Consider the following 21743-nt stretch of genomic DNA (forward strand, 5'->3'; position numbering starts at 1 on the left):
ATTTAAGGATGGCTAATAATTAGCTCCATGTTTCCATTAAACTGAATTGCTTTATCTTCTGTAGTTAAAATAAAATGCGTACCTTTTTGAACAGTGAATGTTTCGTCATCAACTGTTAATTGACCATCACCCTCAATAACTGAAACTAAGCAATACGGATGAGGTTTCGTTAAAGTTAGATGTTCAGAAATATCCCATTTCTCTACTGTGAAGAACGTATTCGACACATACAGCGTATAAGTGTTACCATCAATCGCTTTAGTATGTGGAGAAGTATTCGGCTGTCGATTAGAAATATCGATAACCTCTTTACTTTGTTCTAAATGTAATTCACGTGTGTTGCCATTTTTATCTTTTCTATCGTAATCATAAATACGATATGTGGTATCAGAAGATTGCTGTGTCTCTAAGATGAGGATGCCTGAACCTATCGCATGTACTGTACCAGCAGGAACATAATAGAAGTCGCCAGGTTGAACTGGAACATGAGTAAATAAATGGTCGAAGTCTTTATTATCAATGAGTTGTTCTAATTCTTCTTTTGTTTGTGCTTCTACACCATAGATGATTTCTGAGCCAGGTTCTGCATCAAGAATATACCAACACTCTGTCTTACCATATTCACCTTCATGTTTAAGTGCATAGTCATCATTAGGATGAACCTGTACTGAAAGTTGATCATGAGCGTCTAGAATTTTAGTTAGAAGCGGGAAGTGCGTTCTAGAATCGTTATCGAACAACGCACGATCTTCTTCCCATACCTCATCTAACGTCTTACCTTGATGTTTGCCATTTTCAATGACATTAGGTCCGTTCTGATGTGCTGAAATAGCCCAACATTCGCCAGTTTGATCACTTGGAATATCGTAACCAAACTGAGTTAAAGCATTGCCACCCCAAATGCGCTCTTGAAATACAGGCTTAAGAAACAATACCATATCTTACACTCCTTTATATCTCTTTTAAAATGTTGTAGATTTCATTTTTATCTTGAGCATGCACGAGGTTGTCTCTTGTATCATTATGCATTAAAGCTTTTGATAAGCGTTGTAACAATCTTAAGTGCGTATCATTACTGTCATTAGGCACAGCGATAAGGAAGACCAATTGCGGTAATGAACCATCAAGACTTTCCCACTGAATGCCCTTTCTATTTTGCATAACTGCTACGGCAGGTTGATTGACTGCACTTGATTTCGCATGAGGAATCGCCACATTCATACCAATGGCAGTAGTTGACTCTGCTTCTCGCTTAAGAATAGCTTCTTTAACTTCTTCAACATCAGAGATATAGTGATGTTCATTTAATTTAGAAATGAGCGTATCAATCGCATTGTCACGCGTAAGTTCAGTATTTGATATTTCAATAATATTCTCGGCAAATACTTCATGTTCTTTACTTTCATTTGTAGGCTCACTTTGTGGAGCAGTCGTTGCTACATTACTTTGTGTTGTTGTGTCATTTGCTGATGTAGAATCATTTTCAAGGGTAGGGTCAGTCTCGTGTGCATTCACTTCATTCGCAGGTGTATGTCTCTTGAAAATTAAAACCGTCATCATTGTGACTAAACTACCGATAATGACAGCGATAAAGAACCAAAGGACCTTATCAATACCGCCAAGTACTGCTACAACTGGGCCACCATGAGCTACTCTATCTCCAACACCTCCCAGCGCGGCGATGACAGATGCTACCATAGCACCAATCATATTAGCTGGAATCGTTCTAAGTGGGTCTTGTGCAGCGAAAGGTATCGCACCTTCAGTGATACCGAAGAGACCCATTGTAAATGAGGCTTTACCCATTTCTTGTTCAGCTTTGTTAAACTTACGTTTTTGAATAAATGTTGCTAAGCCTAAACCGATTGGAGGCGTACATACTGCTACAGCAACCATTCCCATCACTGCATAGTTACCTTCAGCAATTAATGCAGAACCGAAGAGAAAGGCAACTTTGTTAATCGGACCACCCATATCGAAGGCAATCATAGCGCCGATAATCAACGCTAGAATAATAATGTTAGCGCCTTGCATACCTTTTAACCATGTCGTCAATGCAGCAAAGATACTTGAAATCGGAGCGCCAATGACAAAGATAAATATCAGTCCCACTATCAGTGAAGAAATAATAGGTATGATAATAATTGGCATAATCGGTGCCATCGCTTTAGGAACTTTAATTTGTTTAATCCATTTAGCGATATAACCAGCTAAGAAACCGGCAACAATACCACCTAAGAAACCAGCACCTGCAGTACTGCCATAGAGACTTCCGTCAGCAGCGATAGCTCCACCAATCATACCTGGAACAAGTCCGGGTTTATCAGCAATACTTACGGCAATATAACCGGCTAGGATTGGAACCATAAATTTAAAAGATAAGCTTCCAATATTTTCAATTGATTTCCAGAATGAATGCTCTGGAATGACGAGGCCTTTAGAAGTCGCTTCGCCACCTATAGTTAAAGCAATGGCCATCAGCAATCCGCCTACAACGATGAATGGCACCATGAAAGAGACACCATTCATTAAGTGTTGATAGACCATTTGCATGCCACTTTTATGTTCATTATCTTCTTCAGAATTGTGGCTGTGAGTTTCTGAATCATTTCCATGATAGATACGGGCGTCTTGATCAATGATACGTTGAATTAATAGTTTTGGATGATGGATACCTTCACGCACGTTCTCATTAATGAGGCGTTTACCATTAAAACGTGAAAGATCAACTTGTCTATCAGCGGCAATAATGATGCCATCTGCTTCTTTAATTTCCTTGGCAGTTAAAATGTTTTCAGCACCTACACCGCCTTGCGTTTCAACTTTGATATCTACGCCCATTTCCTTAGCAGCTTGTTCTAATTTTTCTTGAGCCATATATGTATGAGCGATACCGTTCGGACATGATGTTATAGCAAGTATTTTCATCGCTTTCACTCTCCTTTATTTAAAGTGTAAGCGTATTCAATACTGTATAAAAAAGAATAATTGCCGTTATTAGTGGCAATTATTCTCGAATTTGAGCGATTAACTTATTTTTCATGACTTGGTTATCCATCAGACACCACTGATCAACCGTATGTTCATCAAGTTGAGCCAGTGACTGAATCATATTTTTCATCATTTGTGCATCTTTCTTCGCAATCGCTAGGAAGAACACTAACTTCACATCATGTTGTTTCCATGGAATGGGGTGTTTGAATTTATAGACAATCACATGAGATTTCAGCACCTTCTCAGGATTACCGTGAGGAATCGCCATACCATTGCCTATGAAAGTTGAAGACTGACGTTCGCGTTCCATCGCAGATTCAATGTAACCGTCTAAAGTCGCTTGATGCTGTTCTAGAATCTCTTGAGTTCTCTTAAAGATTGAGAGTGCAATGGAAGGTTCATCTTGTTCGATGTCGGACTCAACCACAAATTCTATTGGTGACAGGGCATCTCTTTGTAACGTTGGATTTTTAAACGTTTTAATTACATGTTCAACTTGGCGTTCATCATCTTTCGAAAATAATGGCGACACCTGAATCACTTTCGGAAGGTGTGATGAACGTTTGTGACTTAAGTTGATATCATGCGTCGTGATGAGCATATCCACTTGCGCAAAGTCATAAGTTTCAACATCTTCAAGTTTCAATGTATCAACAATTGATATTGAAGGACTTAATTTCTTAATTCTTTCAGCTAATAAAGTTGAAACCCCTAAGCCGTAATAGCACACAATGACAACGTTAATGGTCGAGTGCATTTGTCGTTCAATTGATGATTGAAAATGGATCGTCAAAAAGGCAATTTCATCTTCGCTAAGTTGTATGTCAGTGTCTTTAGATAACTGATGAATCACATCGTAAAGCGTGTTAAAGATAAAAGGATAGAGTTGTTTGATTTCAGATGTCAGCGGATTGTTGAGGTAAACATTGCGCATCAATCGTAAGTAGGTACGACTAAAGTGCATATAAATATTTTCTTTTAGAATTGAATCTTTAGAAAAAAGAATATCTACATTCGTTTCCATCAATTGTATTAACCGTTGAATATAACTTTGAATAAAGAGTTGTTGGAAGCTTAAATCAAATTGATTGAAATGATAACTAATGAAGAATGAAAACAATTGACTCGTTTCATCAGTCAGCTGGTAACCTAGTTGTTGATTAATATCTTTAATACACTGTCGTGCTATGGCTAGTGAAGTTGGATTCGACTCCCAATCTAACTCCTCAGAGTTAGTACGCTTGATAATTAAGATTAAATGCACAAGTAATTGTCGCACTTGATTATCTGACGTTTGAAGCTCGGAAGCTTGAATATGTTTCTTAATAATATGATGAATACGCTGAATATGTCCCTGTGGTAATTCTTGGAGAATCAAATCTTCTACCTTAATTTCATTCGAAGAGAGTTGATTCAGATGAAGAACCGCATTACTTAAATCCGAACCACTAGCATCGATAATGATGCCTTGTTTCCTTTTCAAAGTGATGGTGACATCAAATTTTTCACACCAAGTTTGGATACGTGTGACACAATCGAGTACATCTGACTTTGATAGATGAAACTGTGATGCAAGATCACTCAAAGTATATGTATGATGATCCATCAATAATTTATAAGCAATCGTAATTAATAACTTTCTCTCTTTAAGAATACTGTCATTTAATTGTCCCTCAATATAACTAATAGAATATGTATCTAAATTTAATTGATAACCTCTAGATTTAACACTCACTATAAGATTATCAATAAATGTAGAATTAATAACTTTAATATCATTCCTAACTGTGCGATTAGACACATTTAAATAAGCCGAAACTTTATTCCCGCTAACGTACGTTTGAGCGTTATTGATTAAGAGTTGAATGAGTTTAATCTGTCTGTATATCATAGTCCATCTCACTTCTCCCACAAAGTTTGTTTAGGAAAACGCTTACTCCACAATCAAAGTTTACTTGTTAGCGAGGAGATAGGCAAGTGGCAGGGTGAATTAAAACATTTATATAAATTATATTAAACTCCCCAAACCACGGTGATAGTTAGGGGAGTGATGTATAATTGTATACATGCTATTTTTATTAATTAATTGAATTTTTAATTCTAAAGGGCAAACTTCTTAAGAAATATTATTAAATTATTACTTTTGTAAGGAAACGTTTTCAAGTTTTCTTTACTTTTATTTAAATATTTGAAATGCACTTTAGTTGTCGTATTTCATAAAGTAATACAATAGAGACATTCTTATTAGCATGCCATTATATGCTTGTTTAGTAAATATCACATTGCTCATACCATCTGTATCTGAGGAAAGTTCGTCCTCTCTTGGACCAGGACTTAAAACGGGGATAGTATTTTTATTATTAAATTTATCTTTAGATACAATTAGATTATTTGGTAACTGAGGTTTATTATCCACTTTTTCAGAATAAGCAGAATTAAAATCAGGCAATTCAAAAGGGATTATATCCAATATATCGGCTTGTTCTAATATTCTTTCTACATTATGAACTATAGAATAATTAGTGTTCCTTAATAAGTGTAATATATCACTATTCAATTCTTCGCCATTCGGTAAAAGGAAGATAATTTTTTTAATATCAAATTTTTCTAATCCCATAACTATAGAACGAATTACTCTACAATTAATATCTCCACCTATACCTATAATCTTATTATCTAAACCACCTAATTCCTTAGTCATTGTATATAAATCTAGTAAGGCTTGTGTCGGATGTTCGTTTGTACCATCACCCGCATTAATCATAGGTATGTTAGTAATATTGGACGCTTTTTCGACTGCGAAGTTTTCATAATGACGCATAACCATTGCATTTGAATATTGAGAGATATATTTAATAGTATCTGCCATACTTTCATCAAAGTAATCATCGGTACGTGCTACCTTTGGACCTCCCATATCTATAACTTGACCACCTAACCTAAACATAGCACTAGCAAAACTCATTCTAGTTCTCGTACTAGGTTGATAAAATAAGGTTGCTAAAACTTTTCCATTCAAATCTTTGATAATTTTGTTATTTTTCAAGGCTCTTTCATAGCGATTAGCTTGTTCAAATAAGTTATTAATAAAATTTAAGTTTATATCATTCATTGATAATAAATTACCAATCAATTTTATTCGCCTCTCTTTCTATAACTTTAGTTTTCCAAGAGGCTGAATCAAACATAGAATAACTAGGTGTTGTAGGTAGTTCTTTATATTCAGGGATATTTTTTAAATCTACTATTTCAAAACTCAGTCTTTCTACTAGAAGACCTTGTGCTAGAGGGGTCAACCAGCAAAAATGGGACATTCTTTATTATGAATCAACCATTCATCTAATTTTTCTTTGGATGGAAATTGGGGATACTTAGGAAATAGGGAATAAACAATTTTTCTTGTATTATGTTCATCTAACTTTGAGCCGGGTTTGATATTGAAATAGTCTTTTGCAGACATAGAATCTTTGGTCCATTTAAAAAAGAAGGCTCTATGACCAAACACGGGGACTGTTAACATGAATTTACAACGGCTATGGGTTTTAAAAGCGTCATGTAATGCATAACGAGCTTCCAACTCAAACAATTCTATTTTATCTAAAACATAATCACAACCTTCTACAAATTCATCAGCAGTATTATCGTTGATGCCTTCAGGGAAAATATCAACATTAACATCTCTAGAAATATTAAATATAGATTCTCCAACAACTTCAGCTTTATTTTTACCGATGGTGCTGAGGGAAGCGCCATACTGTCTATTAATATTAGAAAGGTCGAAATAATCAGGATCGGCAATTTTTATATGCCGTACGCCTAATCTCACTAGTCTCTCAGCTACAGCACCTCCTATACCTCCACAACCTGCTATACCAATTACAACATTGCTGATTTTTTTCTGACGTTCTTTAGTGTATTTCCTAGCCAACCTAAATTTCGTTTAACTCTTTCCCAATAACGTTGTTCATCGAATTCAGCAGTGTACTTAATAACTTTAGACTTCATAATGAACCTCCCAAAAATAAGTAATTGCTAATACTAGGTCTCAAGGAAAAATTGAAATATAAGTAATCATATAACTTCTTGCTTTGTCAAAAGCTTTCATTTTACTTATCAATTCGTATTCATATCTAAATGAGTTTTAAAAGATTTTTCTCCCTTTTTAGTTATCCTAAGACATCGATTTATTTCACATTTTTGGATCCAAGACAATTCAAATAATTTTTTTGTAATCTCTAAAGCAATAGGTCCGGCTATATGGTGTTTTCTTTCAGTCCAATCTATATGTTTAATAATAGGTTTAGAATATAGTTTATTATCTGTTTCTAATCCTAGACATTTCAACCAAGCTTTTCCACTTTCAGTTAATTTATAATATTCTTCACAATCTTCCATATAACCCTTTTCTAATAATGATTCCGTAAATTTAACACCCATTTTTCCAGCAATATGACCATAACAGGTCCTCATAAATGATAACTTTCTCTTTTTAGTTGTTTCTTTCAAAGACTTACTTTCCATAGATGGTGATATTATGGCTAATGCATTTATAGCATCTATAACCTTCTCATCAGTTATTTTGTAATAGCGATGTCTTCCCCACTTTTCTACAGTAATTAGGTTAGCCTCTATTAATTTAGAAAGATGATCACTAGCAGTTTGAGGTTTCACATTAGCTAATTTAGCCAATTCACCAGCTGGGAGTGCTTTACCACTAGATAATTCTATTAACATTGTCAAACGTGTTTGATGTCCAATAAGTAGAATGTTATTAGCAAACTTTTTATACATATATTCACCTTCTCTATTTATATTATTATTCTATACCCATAAAATATTTCGGTGTTAAGCGAAATTTTATGTGGGTATGAATAAATTAGTTAGATAGGGAGGTATTATAGTTGAACATTTCTTCTAAATATTTTGATTATTTAGTTGTTTTTACCGCAGGCATAGGAATGTTTTTATCTACCTTAGATAGTGGAATTATTAACGTAGCATTACCTACTTTATCAAAATCATTTAATGTTGATACATCATTGATAACATGGAGTGTCACTTTATATACTTTATTATTGACGGGAACGATTATCATATTTGGAAGATTGAGTGACAAATATAGTCGAATAAATATCTATAGTATTGGGCTTATTGTGTTTTTAATAGCTTCAATTTTATGTGGTTTTTCAAGTAATGTTATCCAATTGATCACATTTCGAGGTTTACAAGGTATAGGAGCAGCAATGTTGCAAGGCACTGCCACTGCTATTATTACAACTAGTATTCCTGAAGATAGACAAGGATCGGCCCTAGGAACGCTAAGTATACTTTTAGGAATAGGACCAGTTTTAGGACCTAGTGTAGGAGGGAGTTTACTCTCTTTAGGAAGTTGGAGATGGATATTTTGGATGAATATTCCCTTTATCGTAGTAGGGTTAGTTGGTTGTTTAATATTGAAGAGAAATATTAAAGAAAATAGAAGTACATCTATTCACCTAGATTTGCGAGGAAATATATTGTTATTTCTATCTATATTTTGTTTATTAATCAGTCTAACTGCATGGTCTCATAATTCTATTAAAAGTTTACTCGTTTATGGGAATTTAATAACTTTTATCATACTATTTAGTTTGTTTGTAGTATGGGAATTAAAAAATAGTCATCCAATCATAGATTTACGCATGTTTAAAAATATATCTTTTTCTTCTCCTATTTTTGCGATATTTGTTTTTGGCGGTACGACCTCTCTAGGATTTATCGTTCCACCGTACATATTAGAGAAAGCTAACCATCTCGGTTCATGGCAAGTGGGCTTAGTTAATTTAGCATCTCCTTTAGGCTTAGTCATTGTTTCAAAACTTGCCGGAAAGTTGATATCTCGTTTAGGAAGTACCATATTAATGGTGATTGGATTAATTATAATGACTATTGCTTATACAAGTTTAGGAGGCTTCCAATTTATTTTAAGTCCAATAGCATTAAGTCTATTATTACTACTATATGGTTTAGGAGGTGGATTCTTTCTTCCTTCTAATACTTCAGCAATTATGGGCTCCGTTTCTCAAGATATGCAAGGTACAGTAGGAGCAGCTCAAAGAATGGTTCAAAATATAGGTATTGCTATTTATACAGCTATAACTTCATTATTTATTAATAACTTCTCAAGTTCTAATAAACTAATAGCAGGGGCTAGTGAAGCGTGGTTATTTGCAGCTGCATCTTTATTTATAGCACTACTCCCTTTCTTATTAAAAATCTTACGAACCAAACAACGTGCTGAATAAAAGATATTCTAATTTAAAATGATCTATTAAAAGATTTCTTGCACTCATAACAGTTTTTTCATTAATAATTGTTATGTGTGCAATTTTTGTTTTTCACTATATATTGACCCAAGTAAATATGATATATTTTAATTAAATTATTTATATTGGGTGATAGTATGGGGTATCAAAGCGAACAAGCTCTAGAAGAAGATGTAATTAAACAATTAGTGAGTCAAGGATACGAGAGAGTTCAAGTACGTGATCACGCACAGCTAGTCGATAATTTCCGCTCAATTCTAAACGAACGTAATGCTGATAAACTTGAAGGGAAGCCATTATCAGATGCGGAATTTCGTAGAATTATGATAGATATTAGCGATAAAAGTATATTTGACAGTGCCATGATATTAAGGGATAAGTATGTTCTTGAACGTGATGATGAGACGAAAGTATATCTGAGTTTTATGGACACGTTAAAGTGGTGTAAGAATAAATTCCAAGTAACGAACCAAGTTTCTGTTGAAGATACATATAAAAGTCGTTATGATGTGACGATTCTTATCAATGGTTTGCCTCTTGTTCAAATTGAGTTAAAAAGAAGTGGTATCGCTATTGCTCAAGCATTTAATCAAATTGAACGATATCGTAAATTTAATTACACAGGTCTGTTTAGATTCATTCAACTCTTCGTTATTAGTAATAAGATGGAAACACGTTACTACGCAAATAGCGACCAAAGAATTTTTAAGAGTGCGATGTTTTATTGGAGCGATAAAAATAATCAACGTATCAATAACCTGAAAGATTTTGTTGAAGATTTTCTTAGCCCATGCAAACTTGCTAAAATGATTAGTCGCTACATGATTATTAATGAAACGGATAAAGTGCTTATGGCGCTTAGACCTTATCAAGTTTACGCAGTTGAGGCACTAATTAAACGTGCGACAGAGACGAATAATAATGGCTATATTTGGCATACGACAGGAAGCGGTAAAACGTTAACTTCGTTCAAGACGAGTCAGATTCTCTCTAGGGAACCTAATATCAATAAAGTCATCTTCTTAGTCGACCGTAAGGATTTAGATAGTCAAACGCTTGCTGAATTTAATAAATTTGAAAATAACTCTGTCGACCTTACAGACAATACACGTAAATTACTTCAACAGTTAGACGACCCTACTTAGAACCTTATCGTAACGACGATACAAAAGATGGCAAATGCAATTAAAACAGGACACAAAGCGATTGAACGTTATAAAGAAGATAAAGTAGTATTCATTATCGATGAGTGTCATCGTACACAGTTTGGTGATATGCATCGTGTGATCAAACAACATTTTAAGAACGCGCAATACTTTGGATTCACAGGTACACCACGTTTTGAAGAGAATGCGAGTCAAGACGGACGTGCGACGGCGGATATATTCGGGAAATGCCTCCATACTTACCTTATTAAAGATGCGATTCGTGATGGCAATGTACTAGGATTCTCTGTTGAATACCTCAATACATTTGATACATTGAAGGACAATATTGATGAAGAATATGTTTCTAAGATAGATGAGAATGAGATTTGGATGGCTGACGACCGTCTTAAGAAAGTAGCTAAACATCTTGTCGCAAACCATCACAAGAAGACGCGTAATCAGATGTATACTTCCATTTTTACTGTTCATAGCATACCGATGGCGATTAGATATTATAAAATCTTCAAAGAGATGAAAGAAGCAGGTTTACACAACCTCAATGTTTCTACAATTTTCACTTATAATCCTAATGAAGATATGCATAAAAATAGAGAAGTGTATCAACAAAATGAAAATCCTAAGCATTCACGTGAAGAGTTAGAAACAGTAATTAAAGATTATAATAAAATGTTTGATAAAAATTATTCTACAGATACTTTTGATGGATTCTTTAATGATGTTTCTCAGCGAGTGAAACGAGGCATGCCAGGTGAACGATTAGATATTTTAATTGTTGTCGATATGTTCTTAACAGGCTTCGATAGTAAAAAGTTAAATACGTTATATGTTGATAGAAATTTACAATACCATACATTAATTCAAGCTTATTCTCGTACGAATCGAGTTGAAGATGAGACCAAACCTTATGGCAACATTGTGTGTTATCGTAATTTGAAAGAGAATACAGATAAAGCAATCGAGTTATTCTCACAAACAGATGATGTAGACACGGTATTGAGTGCATCATTTGATGAGTATTTAGTTGAGTTTAAAAAGCAATTAATAGAGTTGTATAAAGTTGCAGATACGCCAGAAGCAGTAGACCGATTAGAACGTGAAGATGATATTAAAGAGTTTGTATTAACTTTCCGTAGTTTGTCACGTTTAATGCAAATGCTAAAAACGTTTGACGAATTTAGCTTTGACAAGGATAAACTCGGCATAGCTCAGCAAACTTTTCAAGATTACAGAGGTAAATATCTTAATTTATATGATGCTGTGCGTCAGAAAAATAAAAGAGAGATAAACAAAGTCTCTGTTTTAGATGATATTGACTTCGAAGTCGAGATATTAAGAAATGATTTGATTAATGTTCAATATATTCTAGATTTATTGAACCAGATTGATTTAACGAATAAAGAAGAACCAGATAAAGCATGTAAGCAGATACGTAAGTTACTTGAACAAGCAGATGATGATAAATTAAGACTGAAGGCAGACTTAATTCGCGAGTTCTTAGATAGTGTGATTCCACATCTTGAAGAGGAAATAGCGATTGATGATGCATATTATGAGTTTGAAGAGGAAGTCAAAGAAGGAGAGTTACAAGATTTCGCCAAAGATCAAACCTATCCAATTGATTTATTAAAACAGCTTGTCAGTGAATATGAGTACAGCGGACAATTAGATAATAATTTAGTTGAAGAGGGTGTCTCTGGTGGCTTACTCGTACGTACTAAGAAAATTGATAATGTTAAATCCTTCGTCCAAGAAACCGTTGAAAAATATGGTGCCGTTGATTAATCAGAGTAAAGTTTTATATGACTTTAATGACGATGCTTTTAAAAGGGACTAGGGCGAGCCACGGTTTAGATAATTATCCTGCTCCCTTGGAAGTCGTGCGTTAGATTTTATATCTAGTAAAATATTCTATAAAAACTGTAAGTTAGGTGGATGTTCCCACTTAACTTATTTTATTTTGTGCTATAAAATTATAAATAAAAGACAAAATAAGTGGACAACTATTTATTTATAGATTTTGTACTAAATGGAGGGAACGTACATTGACTACATCTGAGAAGCAACGTCAACAACAAGCAGAACTACAAAAGAAATTATGGTCCATTGCGAATGACTTACGTGGGAATATGGACGCCAATGAATTTAAAAATTACATTTTAGGCCTTATCTTTTACCGTTTCTTGAGTGAGAAGGTTGAAGAGACATCCGCAAGACTTCTTGCAGAAGATAATATTACATATTCAGAAGCAATGAATAATGAGGACTATCGTCCTATTGTTGAGAAAGAATTAATTCAACGTATTGGTTTCGTCATTGAACCGGAAAATTTATTTAGTAATTTAAAAGCTAAAATTGAAAACCAGACATTTGAAATTGAAGACTTAAGCAATGCGATTAAAAATGTTGAGAACTCTACACGTGGTCACGAGAGTGAAGATGACTTTATTCATTTATTCGATGACATGGATTTGAACTCCAGCCGATTAGGGAATACGAATGCAGCTCGTACGAAATTAATTGGGAAAGTCATGATGAATATTTCTACATTACCATTCGTGCATAGTGATTTAGAAATCGATATGTTAGGCGATGCGTACGAATACCTTATTGGTCAATTCGCGGCTAACGCGGGTAAAAAGGCTGGTGAATTCTATACACCTCAACAAGTATCAACGATACTTGCGAAGATCGTTACAGATGGTAAGGAAGATTTAAGAAGTGTGTATGACCCGACATGTGGTTCTGGCTCATTACTATTACGTGTAGGTCGTGAAGCTAAAGTACGTAACTATTATGGTCAAGAATACAATAGTACAACTTATAACTTAGCTCGAATGAACATGTTACTTCACGATGTGAACTTTAAAGCCTTCCAAATTGAAAATGGCGGTACATTAGAAGATCCAGCGCATCGAGGCGAACAATTTGATGCGGTAGTCGCAAACCCACCATACAGTGCGAAGTGGAGTGCTGAACCTTCATTCTTAGATGATGAACGTTTTAGTGATTACGGCAAACTTGCACCTAAATCTAAAGCAGACTTTGCATTTATTCAACATATGATTTATCACTTAGATGATGAGGGGACAATGGCAGTTGTTCTTCCACACGGTGTTCTATTCCGTGGCGCAGCCGAAGGCACAATTCGTAAATATTTAATCGAAGAGAAGAATTATTTAGACGCCGTGATAGGCTTACCTGCCAACTTGTTCTTTGGGACAAGTATTCCAACGTGTGTCCTAGTCTTTAAGAAGTGTCGTAAAGCAGATGATGACGTAGTATTTATCGATGCGTCTCAATCATTTGAAAAAGGTAAAAACCAAAACCACCTTACAGATGAAGATGTAGAAAAAATTGTCGAAACATACAGCAAAAGAGAGACAATAGATAAATACAGTTACGTCGCAAGTTTAGATGAAATTAAAGAAAATGATTACAATCTTAATATTCCTAGATATGTAGATACATTTGAAGAAGAAGAGCCGATTGACTTAGACCAAGTCCAACAACAACTCAAAGATATTGATAAAGAAATCGCCAACGTAGAGTCAGAAATCAACGAATACCTTAAAGAACTAGGAGTGTTGAACAATGACTGAACAAAATACTCCAGAATTAAGATTTCCAGGAATTAATGATAGATGGGAGAGTAGTACGTTAAATCAAATTACATCTATATTAAAAGATGGCACGCATGGCACTCATAAAGATAGTAAAGAAGGACCTTGGTTGCTAAGTGCTAAAAATTTAAAAAATAATAAAATATCTATAAATGAAGATGATAGAAAGATTAGTAAAGTAGATTTTGATCGCATATATAAAAATTACAATTTAAAAAGAGGAGATTTGCTTTTATCAATAGTTGGTACTATAGGGAACGTAGCAATTGTAAAAGACCCTGAAAATATTGCTTTTCAAAGAAGTGTAGCAATACTAAGAATGAGAAATGAGTTTGAAATAAATTTAAAAAGAATTTATTTCAAACTCATTCTTTTAAGAAAAAACTCAAACGAAATCAAGTAGTATCAGCACAACCAGGTATATATCTAGGTGATTTAGGAAAATTTCAAATTAAATTCCCTTTAAATTTAAAAGAACAAAATAAAATTGGAAATTTCTTTAGCAAACTCGACCGCCAGATTGAGTTAGAAGAAGAGAAGCTTGAATTATTAGAAAAACAAAACCATTCTTATATAAATCAGATTTTTACAAAACAATTAAAATTTAATGATGATGAAGGTAATAAATATCCTGAATGGATAACTAAGAAGTTAGGGGATATTGGTAAAGTAGCTATGAATAAACGTATATACAAAAATGAAACAACTGAGAGTGGTGAAATACCTTTTTATAAAATAGGGAACTTTGGAAAGAGTGCTGATACATTTATAACTAGAGAAAAGTTTAATGAATATAAAGAGAAATATCCTTACCCTAATGTTGGTGATATATTAATATCAGCATCAGGAAGTATTGGTAGAACCATAGAATATACAGGGGAAGATGCATACTATCAGGATTCAAACATTGTTTGGCTAGATCATAATGATGAAGTCCTAAATAAATATTTAAAATACTTCTATAAAATTGTTAAATGGGCAGGAATTGAAGGAACAACTATTAAAAGGTTGTACAATAAAAATATCTTAAATACTAAAATTGAATTGCCAAATATAGAAGAACAAGAAAAAATAGGAGAATTTTTAACTAAATATGAAGAATTAATTAAAAAACAATCTTCAAAAGTCGAATTGTTAAAGCAACGCAAGCAAGGATTATTACAGAAGATGTTCGTCTAATTCTGATAAAGTCCTATTATGTTAAGTAAAAAAGAGAGATCGTATTTTCTCTCTTTTTTTATCTTATTTTCAAATTTCATATAATAGATTATTAACATGTGTTTTAGGACGATGTAAAAAGTACTCATTTGCATTGAAGCAAAGTTTATTAAACCTAATCATTATCGTGTTTAATTCTATAAATAGTATGTCTTATTATATTAACTTCTTTCTAAACAATCAATCGATTTTATCATAAACCAATCGACTATTTACACAAAGCTAAGCGCTTCTTGAAACACTGGTCTATTTTCAATTGATTTCCCATACTGTTTTTCTGTAAATATTTTTTTCAACACCAAATTTTTTTAAAATTTTAAGGTGCCTTTCTAAATTTTGGGAGATAGATGATACTCTCGTATAGCCAATAATCATTATTTTTCACCTGTAATTAACGTACATCTTAACCGTTCAATTAGATTGTTACAATTTCAACAATTCTTTTGTATGTTTAGGGTGTACCTATTTTATACATTTTCAGCTTTTTTTATTTCTTTTTTTCATTTTAAAAGCTTTGTAACCTTGAACTTGACTTAACACTATGCCTAGTATTACTCCTATAGTTACTATATATATGATGGACTGTAAATAATGGTTTTTCACAATATTTCCTACATAATCTAAAAATGTGAAAGCTGTTGCAAAGTCAATTATACTCTTTATAAAATCATGAGAGTATTCGTATTCCTTTTTATATTTAACTTAGAAAAAGGTGAAAAAAGTATATAATGATTTCAATCCCACCCCTAAAAAAACGTTATAATTATAGGTATTAATGTACTTACCTTTTCTTCTTTTAAGAAATTCGTTAAGTTAAAAATTACGATTAAATATAAATTACTAATTAAAGCCACACTCACAAAAATAATATTAAGTAGTTGCATATATGTTTTATCTTTCATTTCTTCACCTTCTAAAATTATTTTAGTATTATTGATAATTTTACTTTTTGCATTTCTCCACTGACCAGTGTTATAATTTAAATAACGAAAATAAGTATTCACTTATACACCAATCCCCCCACTACTCGCAATAGTGAGGGGATTTTTGTTGGTGTGGCTATATGTCACCTATTTTTATTGCCTTTACTTAGCCAATGAGAAAAAAACGCAATGGCACAGCCACTGATGACTGGTGCTATGATGTGAACGAAAATAAGCATCACTCTATACACCTCCTCTCTACGTCAAATTGACGCCTGAGGGATAGGCGACCTATATATTATATCATCTCCGAATATACGATGAGAGTTAACTTCCGATAAGTCATTTATGTTAACTAAAAAAGACTCTAGTTCAATTTGATATGTATTAGAGTCTTTTTGTTAGTTAGTCATTTAATTCTACTGATTTTATTTTTGGTTTCTCTGGTAGTAATGCATACTTAATTTTTACAGTTAAAGTCGCTGGTTTGTCATTAATATTCACTTGATAATAACCTATATGACCGCTACCTTGATTATCTGATTGTCCATTAATAGAAACTTTATCTTGGCTTTTTAGAAATTGATAAGTTTTATTATCTTTAGCAATTTCTTTTAAGTTTTTAGTATTTTTATTTTTGATATAGGTATTTATCTGTTCTTCACTTGAATATAAAGCCCATTTATCAAAGAATAAAAAATTTAGAATCATATAACAAATGGCTACTACTATAATTACAAGAGTTATATAAATTAACTTTTTCAACGTTAAACACCTTTTTAAAATTATTTATAATTTATGATAACTCATAAGTATATGTAATTGCCAAATAAGATATAAAATTTAAATAAGTATTCACAAACTCTACAAACCATTCTTATATCTTAGTGATAATATAATAATTGAATATATTATCTGCAGGAGTGATTTGGATGAGTAATTCTAAAAAAGTAGCTGTTGTTACTGGAGCGGCTTAAGGTATTGGTTTGAAAATTGCTGAACGTTTATTTAAAGATGGATTTAATTTAGCCATAGTTGATTACAATGAAGAAGGTGCTAAAACTGCTGCGTCATCTTTAACGAATAATGAACAAGAGGCCATTGCGTTTAAAGCTGATGTTTCTAATCGAGATGAAGTCTTTTCAGTATTAAGAAAAGTGGTCGAGCATTTTGGAGAATTTAATGTATTAGTAAACAATGCAGGTTTAGGTCCAATGACGCCAATTGATACAGTGGCACCTGAACAATTTGATCAAGTTATTGGAGTCAATCTAGGTGGCGTATTCTGGGGAATACAAGCTGCATTAGAACAATTTAATAAACTAGGTCATGGCGGTAAAATTATTAATGCTACTTCTCAAGCAGGTGTAGAGGGTAATGCGGGATTATCTTTATATAGTAGTACTAAATTTGCTGTTAGAGGTTTAACACAAGTTGCTGCTCGTGATTTAGCTGATAAAGGTATTACAGTTAATGCGTATGCACCTGGTATTGTTGAAACACCAATGATGGAAGGTATTGCAATAAAATTAGCTAAAGAAAACAATCAACCTGAAGAGTGGGGATGGAAACAGTTTACTGATCAAATCACTTTAAAACGTCTTTCAAAACCGGAAGATGTAGCTAACGTTGTCAGCTTCTTAGCAAGTAGTGATTCAGATTATATTACAGGACAATCTATCATTGTTGATGGTGGTATGAGATTCCACTAATAAAAATAAAAACGTTTATGCATACATCTGTTTGCATAAACGTTTTTTATTACTCGTGTTTATTTTGTGTGCTGTTGTTATTGTTTTGTTGGTTACTTGGTTTGTTTTCAGAGTTTTGTGAGCTAGATTGCTGGTTGTTTGGTTTCTCTGATGTTGATGGTTGTGTAGAGTTCTGGCTATTTTGTTGTGAATGATTATTGTAGTTATTATTGCTCGTGTTATTTTGTGTGCTTGGTTTGTAGTTGTTCTTAGATGGTTTATCTTTAGTTTCGTTTGTGTTGGTTTGTTGTTTATCGTTTTGATATTGATTATTGCTAGGTTGCTTAGTTGTGTTGTTGGATTGATTGATATTAGAGTTTCCGTTATATGTGCCAGATGCTGGTTCTGATTGCGCATTTTCTTGACTTTGGTTAGCGTTATTATTTCCATTATATTGATCACTGTCTTGATTAGATTTATTTTTCTTCTTATGTTTCTCTTCAGTTTTTTGATTGTCTTTATCTGAGTCAGTATTAGAAGATTTGCTTTCATGCGTCATTGCGGCATAAATTGAGAAGCTTAAAGCAACGACAAGAAGGATCACTACGATGCTTGCTAATATCTTTTTCAAATGGTTGTCCTCCGTCCTAATTAAATTTTTCTGTATTCTATTATAATCGTTTTCGGGTCATAAGTAGAACTATTTTGAAACAATAAGTTACATATATCATACCAATTATTTTTGAAAATATAAAAAATTACAAGAATGTAATAAAAACCATTAAAGAAAAATTTGCACTTTATGTAATCTAATTGTAATATTGTAATTGAATCGTAATATCCCATCTTTGTTGTACATAAATAGCGATTCCAATAAAAACAGAGGAGAGATCCATTTATGAACAGAACTACAAAAGTAATCTTATCGTCAATGTTAGCAGCCGGAACAGTATTTGGAGTTGGCCTTTCAACAGATACGCCACCAGTGAATCAAGCCCATGCAGCAACAGCACCTTACTACTCATATACAGGATATGCTGGTAATCATGCCTCATTTGTTTTAAACCAATTATTTATTAATTCGTTAAAGTATGACACTTTTAGAATGAATGGAATTAAAATTCCTTACACAACTGGTAAAAATCATGTGAACAAATATAAAGGCACGGTTAAGAAATATGACCAAAGCTTTAGTGGAGTTAATACTAAGAAAACAAGAGCAGGTAGCGTAGAGTTTAAAGTTACAAGTCATCTATCTGTGAAACAACTTAAAGAAGCTTATGGTAAAGGTTTGAGAGCTTTACCTAACAAGCATAAAGGCACTAAAACGTATGCTTATAGCCCAGGAAATAAACACTATGGTATATCTTTTACTACTAAGAATAATAAAGTAACTAAAATTACAATCGGAACACTAGGTGTGACTGGAGAAAAATTTTAGCTAATCATTTATTAATACGTAATAAACAAGCAATATTAAATATAGAAAAGAGATAGCTTATCATGAGAAAACTAACTAAAGTCTTTGTAGCATCAACTATCGCAATGGGAACATTAGTAGGAGCAGGTGTTTCTACAGCTACACCAGTTAATGGCATTGCTCAAGCTACAAACGCACATTACTATACGTATCAAGGTTACATTAAAGGAAATGGATCATTCTTAATTAAAGAGCAATTTATTAAAGCCGTTAAGAGTAATAATGTGACATTTAATGGAATTAAATTGACACGTACGACTGATAATAAAATGGTCGATAAATATGATCAACATTTCGAAGGTGTCGCAAATGATGGGATTAAGGCTAAACAAGTCCAATTTACTGTGACTAGAGATTTAACCTTAAATCAGCTGAAAAAAGCTTATGGCAAAGATTTAATTAAGAAAAGTCATAATAAAAACAAGGATGGCGGTATTTTTTGTTATACACCTTCAGGTAAAGGTTTAGGTGTATTGTTTGTAGTAGATAATAGTCGTGTCGTAGCAGTGACGATTGGCTACTCACTTTCTACACCAAGTAAATAAGATTTATAGGTGGAGGCTGTAACATAAATAATTGTCTCAACCTTAATTAACATATTGGCAATAGATATCTGAATTGGAAGTGCACTTATGCTAAGCTTCTTTCAATCTTAGTCATCCTTGCCGGAGTGGTACAGAGAAATTAATTTTGACAAATTATATTTCTGTGCCACTCTTTTTTATTTAGTGGAGAAATATTTATTCAAATCTATAAAATTAGAGTAGGGAAAACTGATATGATGAATAGAGAGACACTGATAAAGGTCAATGATGATGACATCCTCCCCCTTATTAAAGTGCACCAGCGCTAAAGAAATTTAATTTTCCTTATACGTAATTTAAGTTGTATCAATGAAATATTAAAATTTGATAAAGTTCACTTTCTGTCGGAAAATTAATTTTAAAAGTGAGTGGGTATAGAAGTCATGGAAAGGTGGTAATCATTCATGAGTGTATTAACAAATGAAGAGAGAGTCAAAATTCTATCGGATATCGTCGCAATTAAAACAGTGAACGACAATGAATTGGAAGTAGCGAAATACTTACAAAAGTGGTTCGACAAGTATGGAATTGAATCAAAATTAGATGAAGTTTCAGAAGGACGTACCAATTTAATCGCCACTGTTGGTTCAGGTCAACCTGTCATCGGTATTTCAGGTCACATGGACGTGGTCGCTGAAGGAAATCATGATGACTGGACTTATGATCCATTTGAATTGACTGAGGATAATGGTTACTTATATGGACGTGGTGCTGCTGATATGAAATCAGGTTTAGCAGCATTAGCCATTGCGTTAATCGAAATTAAAGAAAGTAACCAGTTAAATAAAGGTACAATTAAATTTATGGCGACTGTTGGAGAAGAAATGGAACAAGCAGGTTCTTCACAATTATACGAAAAAGGCTATGCAGACGATTTAGACGCGTTACTTATCGCAGAACCGTCTTATCCAAGTTTAGTCTATGCGCATAAAGGTTCTATGGATTTCCGAATCACTTCTAAAGGTAGATCTTCACATAGTTCAATGCCATTCTTAGGTGAAAATGCGATTAAACCACTACTCGAATTTATTCAAAATATTGATAAAGAATATGAAGAACTTACGCAAACTGTTAAAGGTGAATCTTTAGACTACAGTAATATGGTGAATAAGTTAGCAGGTCAATTACCTGAAAATGTCACTAAAGAACAGGCTAAAGATTTAATTGAAGGTTTAGTCATGACAAATAGTATCTTTAACGGTGGTTCACAAGTCAATTCTGTACCGGATAGTGCGACTGCTGAATTTAACGTGCGTACTATACCAGAATATAATAATGACAAAGTTAAAGAATTATTTAATAAATATTTAAAACAAGCTAACGAAAATGGTTCAAGTTTATCTCAAGAAATCTATCTTGATTTAGCGCCTGTTGTAACAACTGGTAAAAATAGATTGGTAGAACTTGGCCATGAGAAAGCACAAGCACATTTCCCTAATGAGGAAGGTTTAATTATCACGCCGACTGTTGCGGTTACAGATGCGTCTAACTTACTTCGTGGTAAGGATGAGCACTTCCCATTCTTAATGTTCGGCCCTGGTATTGGACCTCACCAAGTTGACGAATGTGTTGAAAAACAAAATTATCTTGATTTTGTTGATTATTATATCGATTTCTTAACGTCATTTACTGATGAATTTTAAGTACTAATTGATAAGGTGAAAGCCCATCTCGCTAGAAAAAGTGAGGTGGGCTTTTTGTGCATTTTTGATTGAATGGATATTTTTAGTGAGTTCGTAGGCTTTTATTTGTAAGGGTC

General features: G+C 33.3%; 19 protein-coding genes and 3 pseudogenes. 10 read left to right on the forward strand and 12 right to left on the reverse strand.

The features are described 5' to 3' along the window. Positions 1–2: 2 nt before the first annotated feature. The 7 genes from manA to V6C74_RS01035 form a co-directional block, all read right to left on the reverse strand. Positions 3–938: a mannose-6-phosphate isomerase, class I gene (gene manA / locus V6C74_RS01005; RefSeq protein WP_002454176.1), complete on the reverse strand. Its 936-nt coding sequence runs from the start codon at positions 936–938 to the stop codon at positions 3–5. A 13-nt stretch (positions 939–951) separates the two neighbouring features. Beyond that, complete coding sequence (locus tag V6C74_RS01010) at positions 952–2928, reverse strand: fructose-specific PTS transporter subunit EIIC (protein WP_002454175.1); 1977 nt, start codon at positions 2926–2928, stop codon at positions 952–954. A 79-nt stretch (positions 2929–3007) separates the two neighbouring features. Continuing rightward, complete coding sequence (locus V6C74_RS01015) at positions 3008–4885, reverse strand: PTS sugar transporter subunit IIA (protein ID WP_002454174.1); 1878 nt, start codon at positions 4883–4885, stop codon at positions 3008–3010. Between the two features lie 309 nt (positions 4886–5194). Beyond that, positions 5195–6106, reverse strand: coding sequence for an aspartate carbamoyltransferase (locus V6C74_RS01020; protein ID WP_002454173.1), 912 nt, complete (start codon positions 6104–6106; stop codon positions 5195–5197). 180 nt (positions 6107–6286) lie between these two features. After that, positions 6287–6922: a ThiF family adenylyltransferase gene (locus V6C74_RS01025; RefSeq protein ID WP_103175474.1), complete on the reverse strand. Its 636-nt coding sequence runs from the start codon at positions 6920–6922 to the stop codon at positions 6287–6289. Then, entirely contained in the window at positions 6871–6999 is a 129-nt protein-coding gene (locus tag V6C74_RS01030; protein WP_256277531.1) for a hypothetical protein, read from the reverse strand. The genes V6C74_RS01025 and V6C74_RS01030 overlap by 52 nt, the downstream gene beginning before the upstream one ends. A 108-nt stretch (positions 7000–7107) precedes the next feature. Continuing rightward, positions 7108–7785 carry a winged helix-turn-helix domain-containing protein gene (locus V6C74_RS01035; protein WP_002454171.1) on the reverse strand — a complete coding sequence of 226 codons (678 nt, stop codon included), beginning with the start codon at positions 7783–7785 and terminating at the stop codon, positions 7108–7110. 110 nt (positions 7786–7895) lie between these two features. On the opposite strand from V6C74_RS01035, the gene V6C74_RS01040 reads away from it, so the two are divergent. The 6 genes and pseudogenes from V6C74_RS01040 to V6C74_RS01065 all read left to right on the forward strand — a co-directional run bounded on the left by V6C74_RS01040 (position 7896) and on the right by V6C74_RS01065 (position 15267). Further along, positions 7896–9278 carry an MFS transporter gene (locus V6C74_RS01040; protein WP_002454170.1) on the forward strand — a complete coding sequence of 461 codons (1383 nt, stop codon included), beginning with the start codon at positions 7896–7898 and terminating at the stop codon, positions 9276–9278. A gap of 158 nt (positions 9279–9436) precedes the next feature. Continuing rightward, positions 9437–12250: pseudogene (locus V6C74_RS01045) on the forward strand (type I restriction endonuclease subunit R). A 260-nt stretch (positions 12251–12510) separates the two neighbouring features. After that, entirely contained in the window at positions 12511–14067 is a 1557-nt protein-coding gene (locus V6C74_RS01050; protein ID WP_103175475.1) for a type I restriction-modification system subunit M, read from the forward strand. Continuing rightward, on the forward strand, positions 14060–14491 hold the full coding sequence (locus V6C74_RS01055) for a restriction endonuclease subunit S (RefSeq protein WP_016898526.1): 432 nt from the start codon (positions 14060–14062) through the stop codon (positions 14489–14491). The genes V6C74_RS01050 and V6C74_RS01055 overlap by 8 nt, the downstream gene beginning before the upstream one ends. 5 nt (positions 14492–14496) lie before the next feature. Next, a pseudogene (locus tag V6C74_RS01060) lies at positions 14497–14583 on the forward strand (hypothetical protein); the annotation flags it as partial. A 144-nt stretch (positions 14584–14727) separates the two neighbouring features. Continuing rightward, the gene (locus tag V6C74_RS01065; protein ID WP_256277538.1) at positions 14728–15267 is read left to right on the forward strand and encodes a restriction endonuclease subunit S; all 540 of its coding nucleotides are present in this window, start codon (positions 14728–14730) and stop codon (positions 15265–15267) included. A 254-nt stretch (positions 15268–15521) separates the two neighbouring features. Here V6C74_RS01065 and V6C74_RS01070 read toward each other — a convergent pair. From V6C74_RS01070 to V6C74_RS01085, 4 genes and pseudogenes are all read right to left on the reverse strand, one after another. Further along, positions 15522–15681, reverse strand: a pseudogene (locus V6C74_RS01070) (recombinase family protein); the annotation flags it as partial. A gap of 371 nt (positions 15682–16052) precedes the next feature. Continuing rightward, entirely contained in the window at positions 16053–16310 is a 258-nt protein-coding gene (locus tag V6C74_RS01075) for a hypothetical protein (RefSeq protein WP_229716949.1), read from the reverse strand. Between the two features lie 62 nt (positions 16311–16372). After that, entirely contained in the window at positions 16373–16471 is a 99-nt protein-coding gene (locus V6C74_RS01080) for a type I toxin-antitoxin system Fst family toxin (RefSeq protein WP_016898528.1), read from the reverse strand. A gap of 163 nt (positions 16472–16634) precedes the next feature. Then, on the reverse strand, positions 16635–16994 hold the full coding sequence (locus tag V6C74_RS01085) for a hypothetical protein (RefSeq protein WP_016898529.1): 360 nt from the start codon (positions 16992–16994) through the stop codon (positions 16635–16637). A gap of 215 nt (positions 16995–17209) precedes the next feature. Between V6C74_RS01085 and V6C74_RS01090 the strand changes: the two genes are divergently transcribed. Further along, complete coding sequence (locus V6C74_RS01090; RefSeq protein WP_229716982.1) at positions 17210–17941, forward strand: (S)-acetoin forming diacetyl reductase; 732 nt, start codon at positions 17210–17212, stop codon at positions 17939–17941. A 49-nt stretch (positions 17942–17990) separates the two neighbouring features. Here the strand turns inward: V6C74_RS01090 and V6C74_RS01095 are convergent, their stop codons facing one another. Then, positions 17991–18551, reverse strand: a complete 561-nt coding sequence (locus V6C74_RS01095) for a hypothetical protein (RefSeq protein WP_002454163.1) — start codon at positions 18549–18551, stop codon at positions 17991–17993. A 267-nt stretch (positions 18552–18818) separates the two neighbouring features. On the opposite strand from V6C74_RS01095, the gene V6C74_RS01100 reads away from it, so the two are divergent. The 3 genes from V6C74_RS01100 to V6C74_RS01110 all read left to right on the forward strand — a co-directional run bounded on the left by V6C74_RS01100 (position 18819) and on the right by V6C74_RS01110 (position 21627). Next, complete coding sequence (locus V6C74_RS01100) at positions 18819–19361, forward strand: hypothetical protein (protein WP_016898531.1); 543 nt, start codon at positions 18819–18821, stop codon at positions 19359–19361. A 62-nt stretch (positions 19362–19423) separates the two neighbouring features. Continuing rightward, positions 19424–19945, forward strand: coding sequence for a hypothetical protein (locus tag V6C74_RS01105; RefSeq protein WP_002454161.1), 522 nt, complete (start codon positions 19424–19426; stop codon positions 19943–19945). Between the two features lie 443 nt (positions 19946–20388). Further along, on the forward strand, positions 20389–21627 hold the full coding sequence (locus V6C74_RS01110; RefSeq protein WP_002454160.1) for an ArgE/DapE family deacylase: 1239 nt from the start codon (positions 20389–20391) through the stop codon (positions 21625–21627). Positions 21628–21743 lie beyond the last annotated feature (116 nt).

This window comes from Staphylococcus capitis subsp. capitis (assembly GCF_040739495.1).
GTDB classification, from domain to species: Bacteria; Bacillota; Bacilli; order Staphylococcales; family Staphylococcaceae; genus Staphylococcus; species Staphylococcus capitis.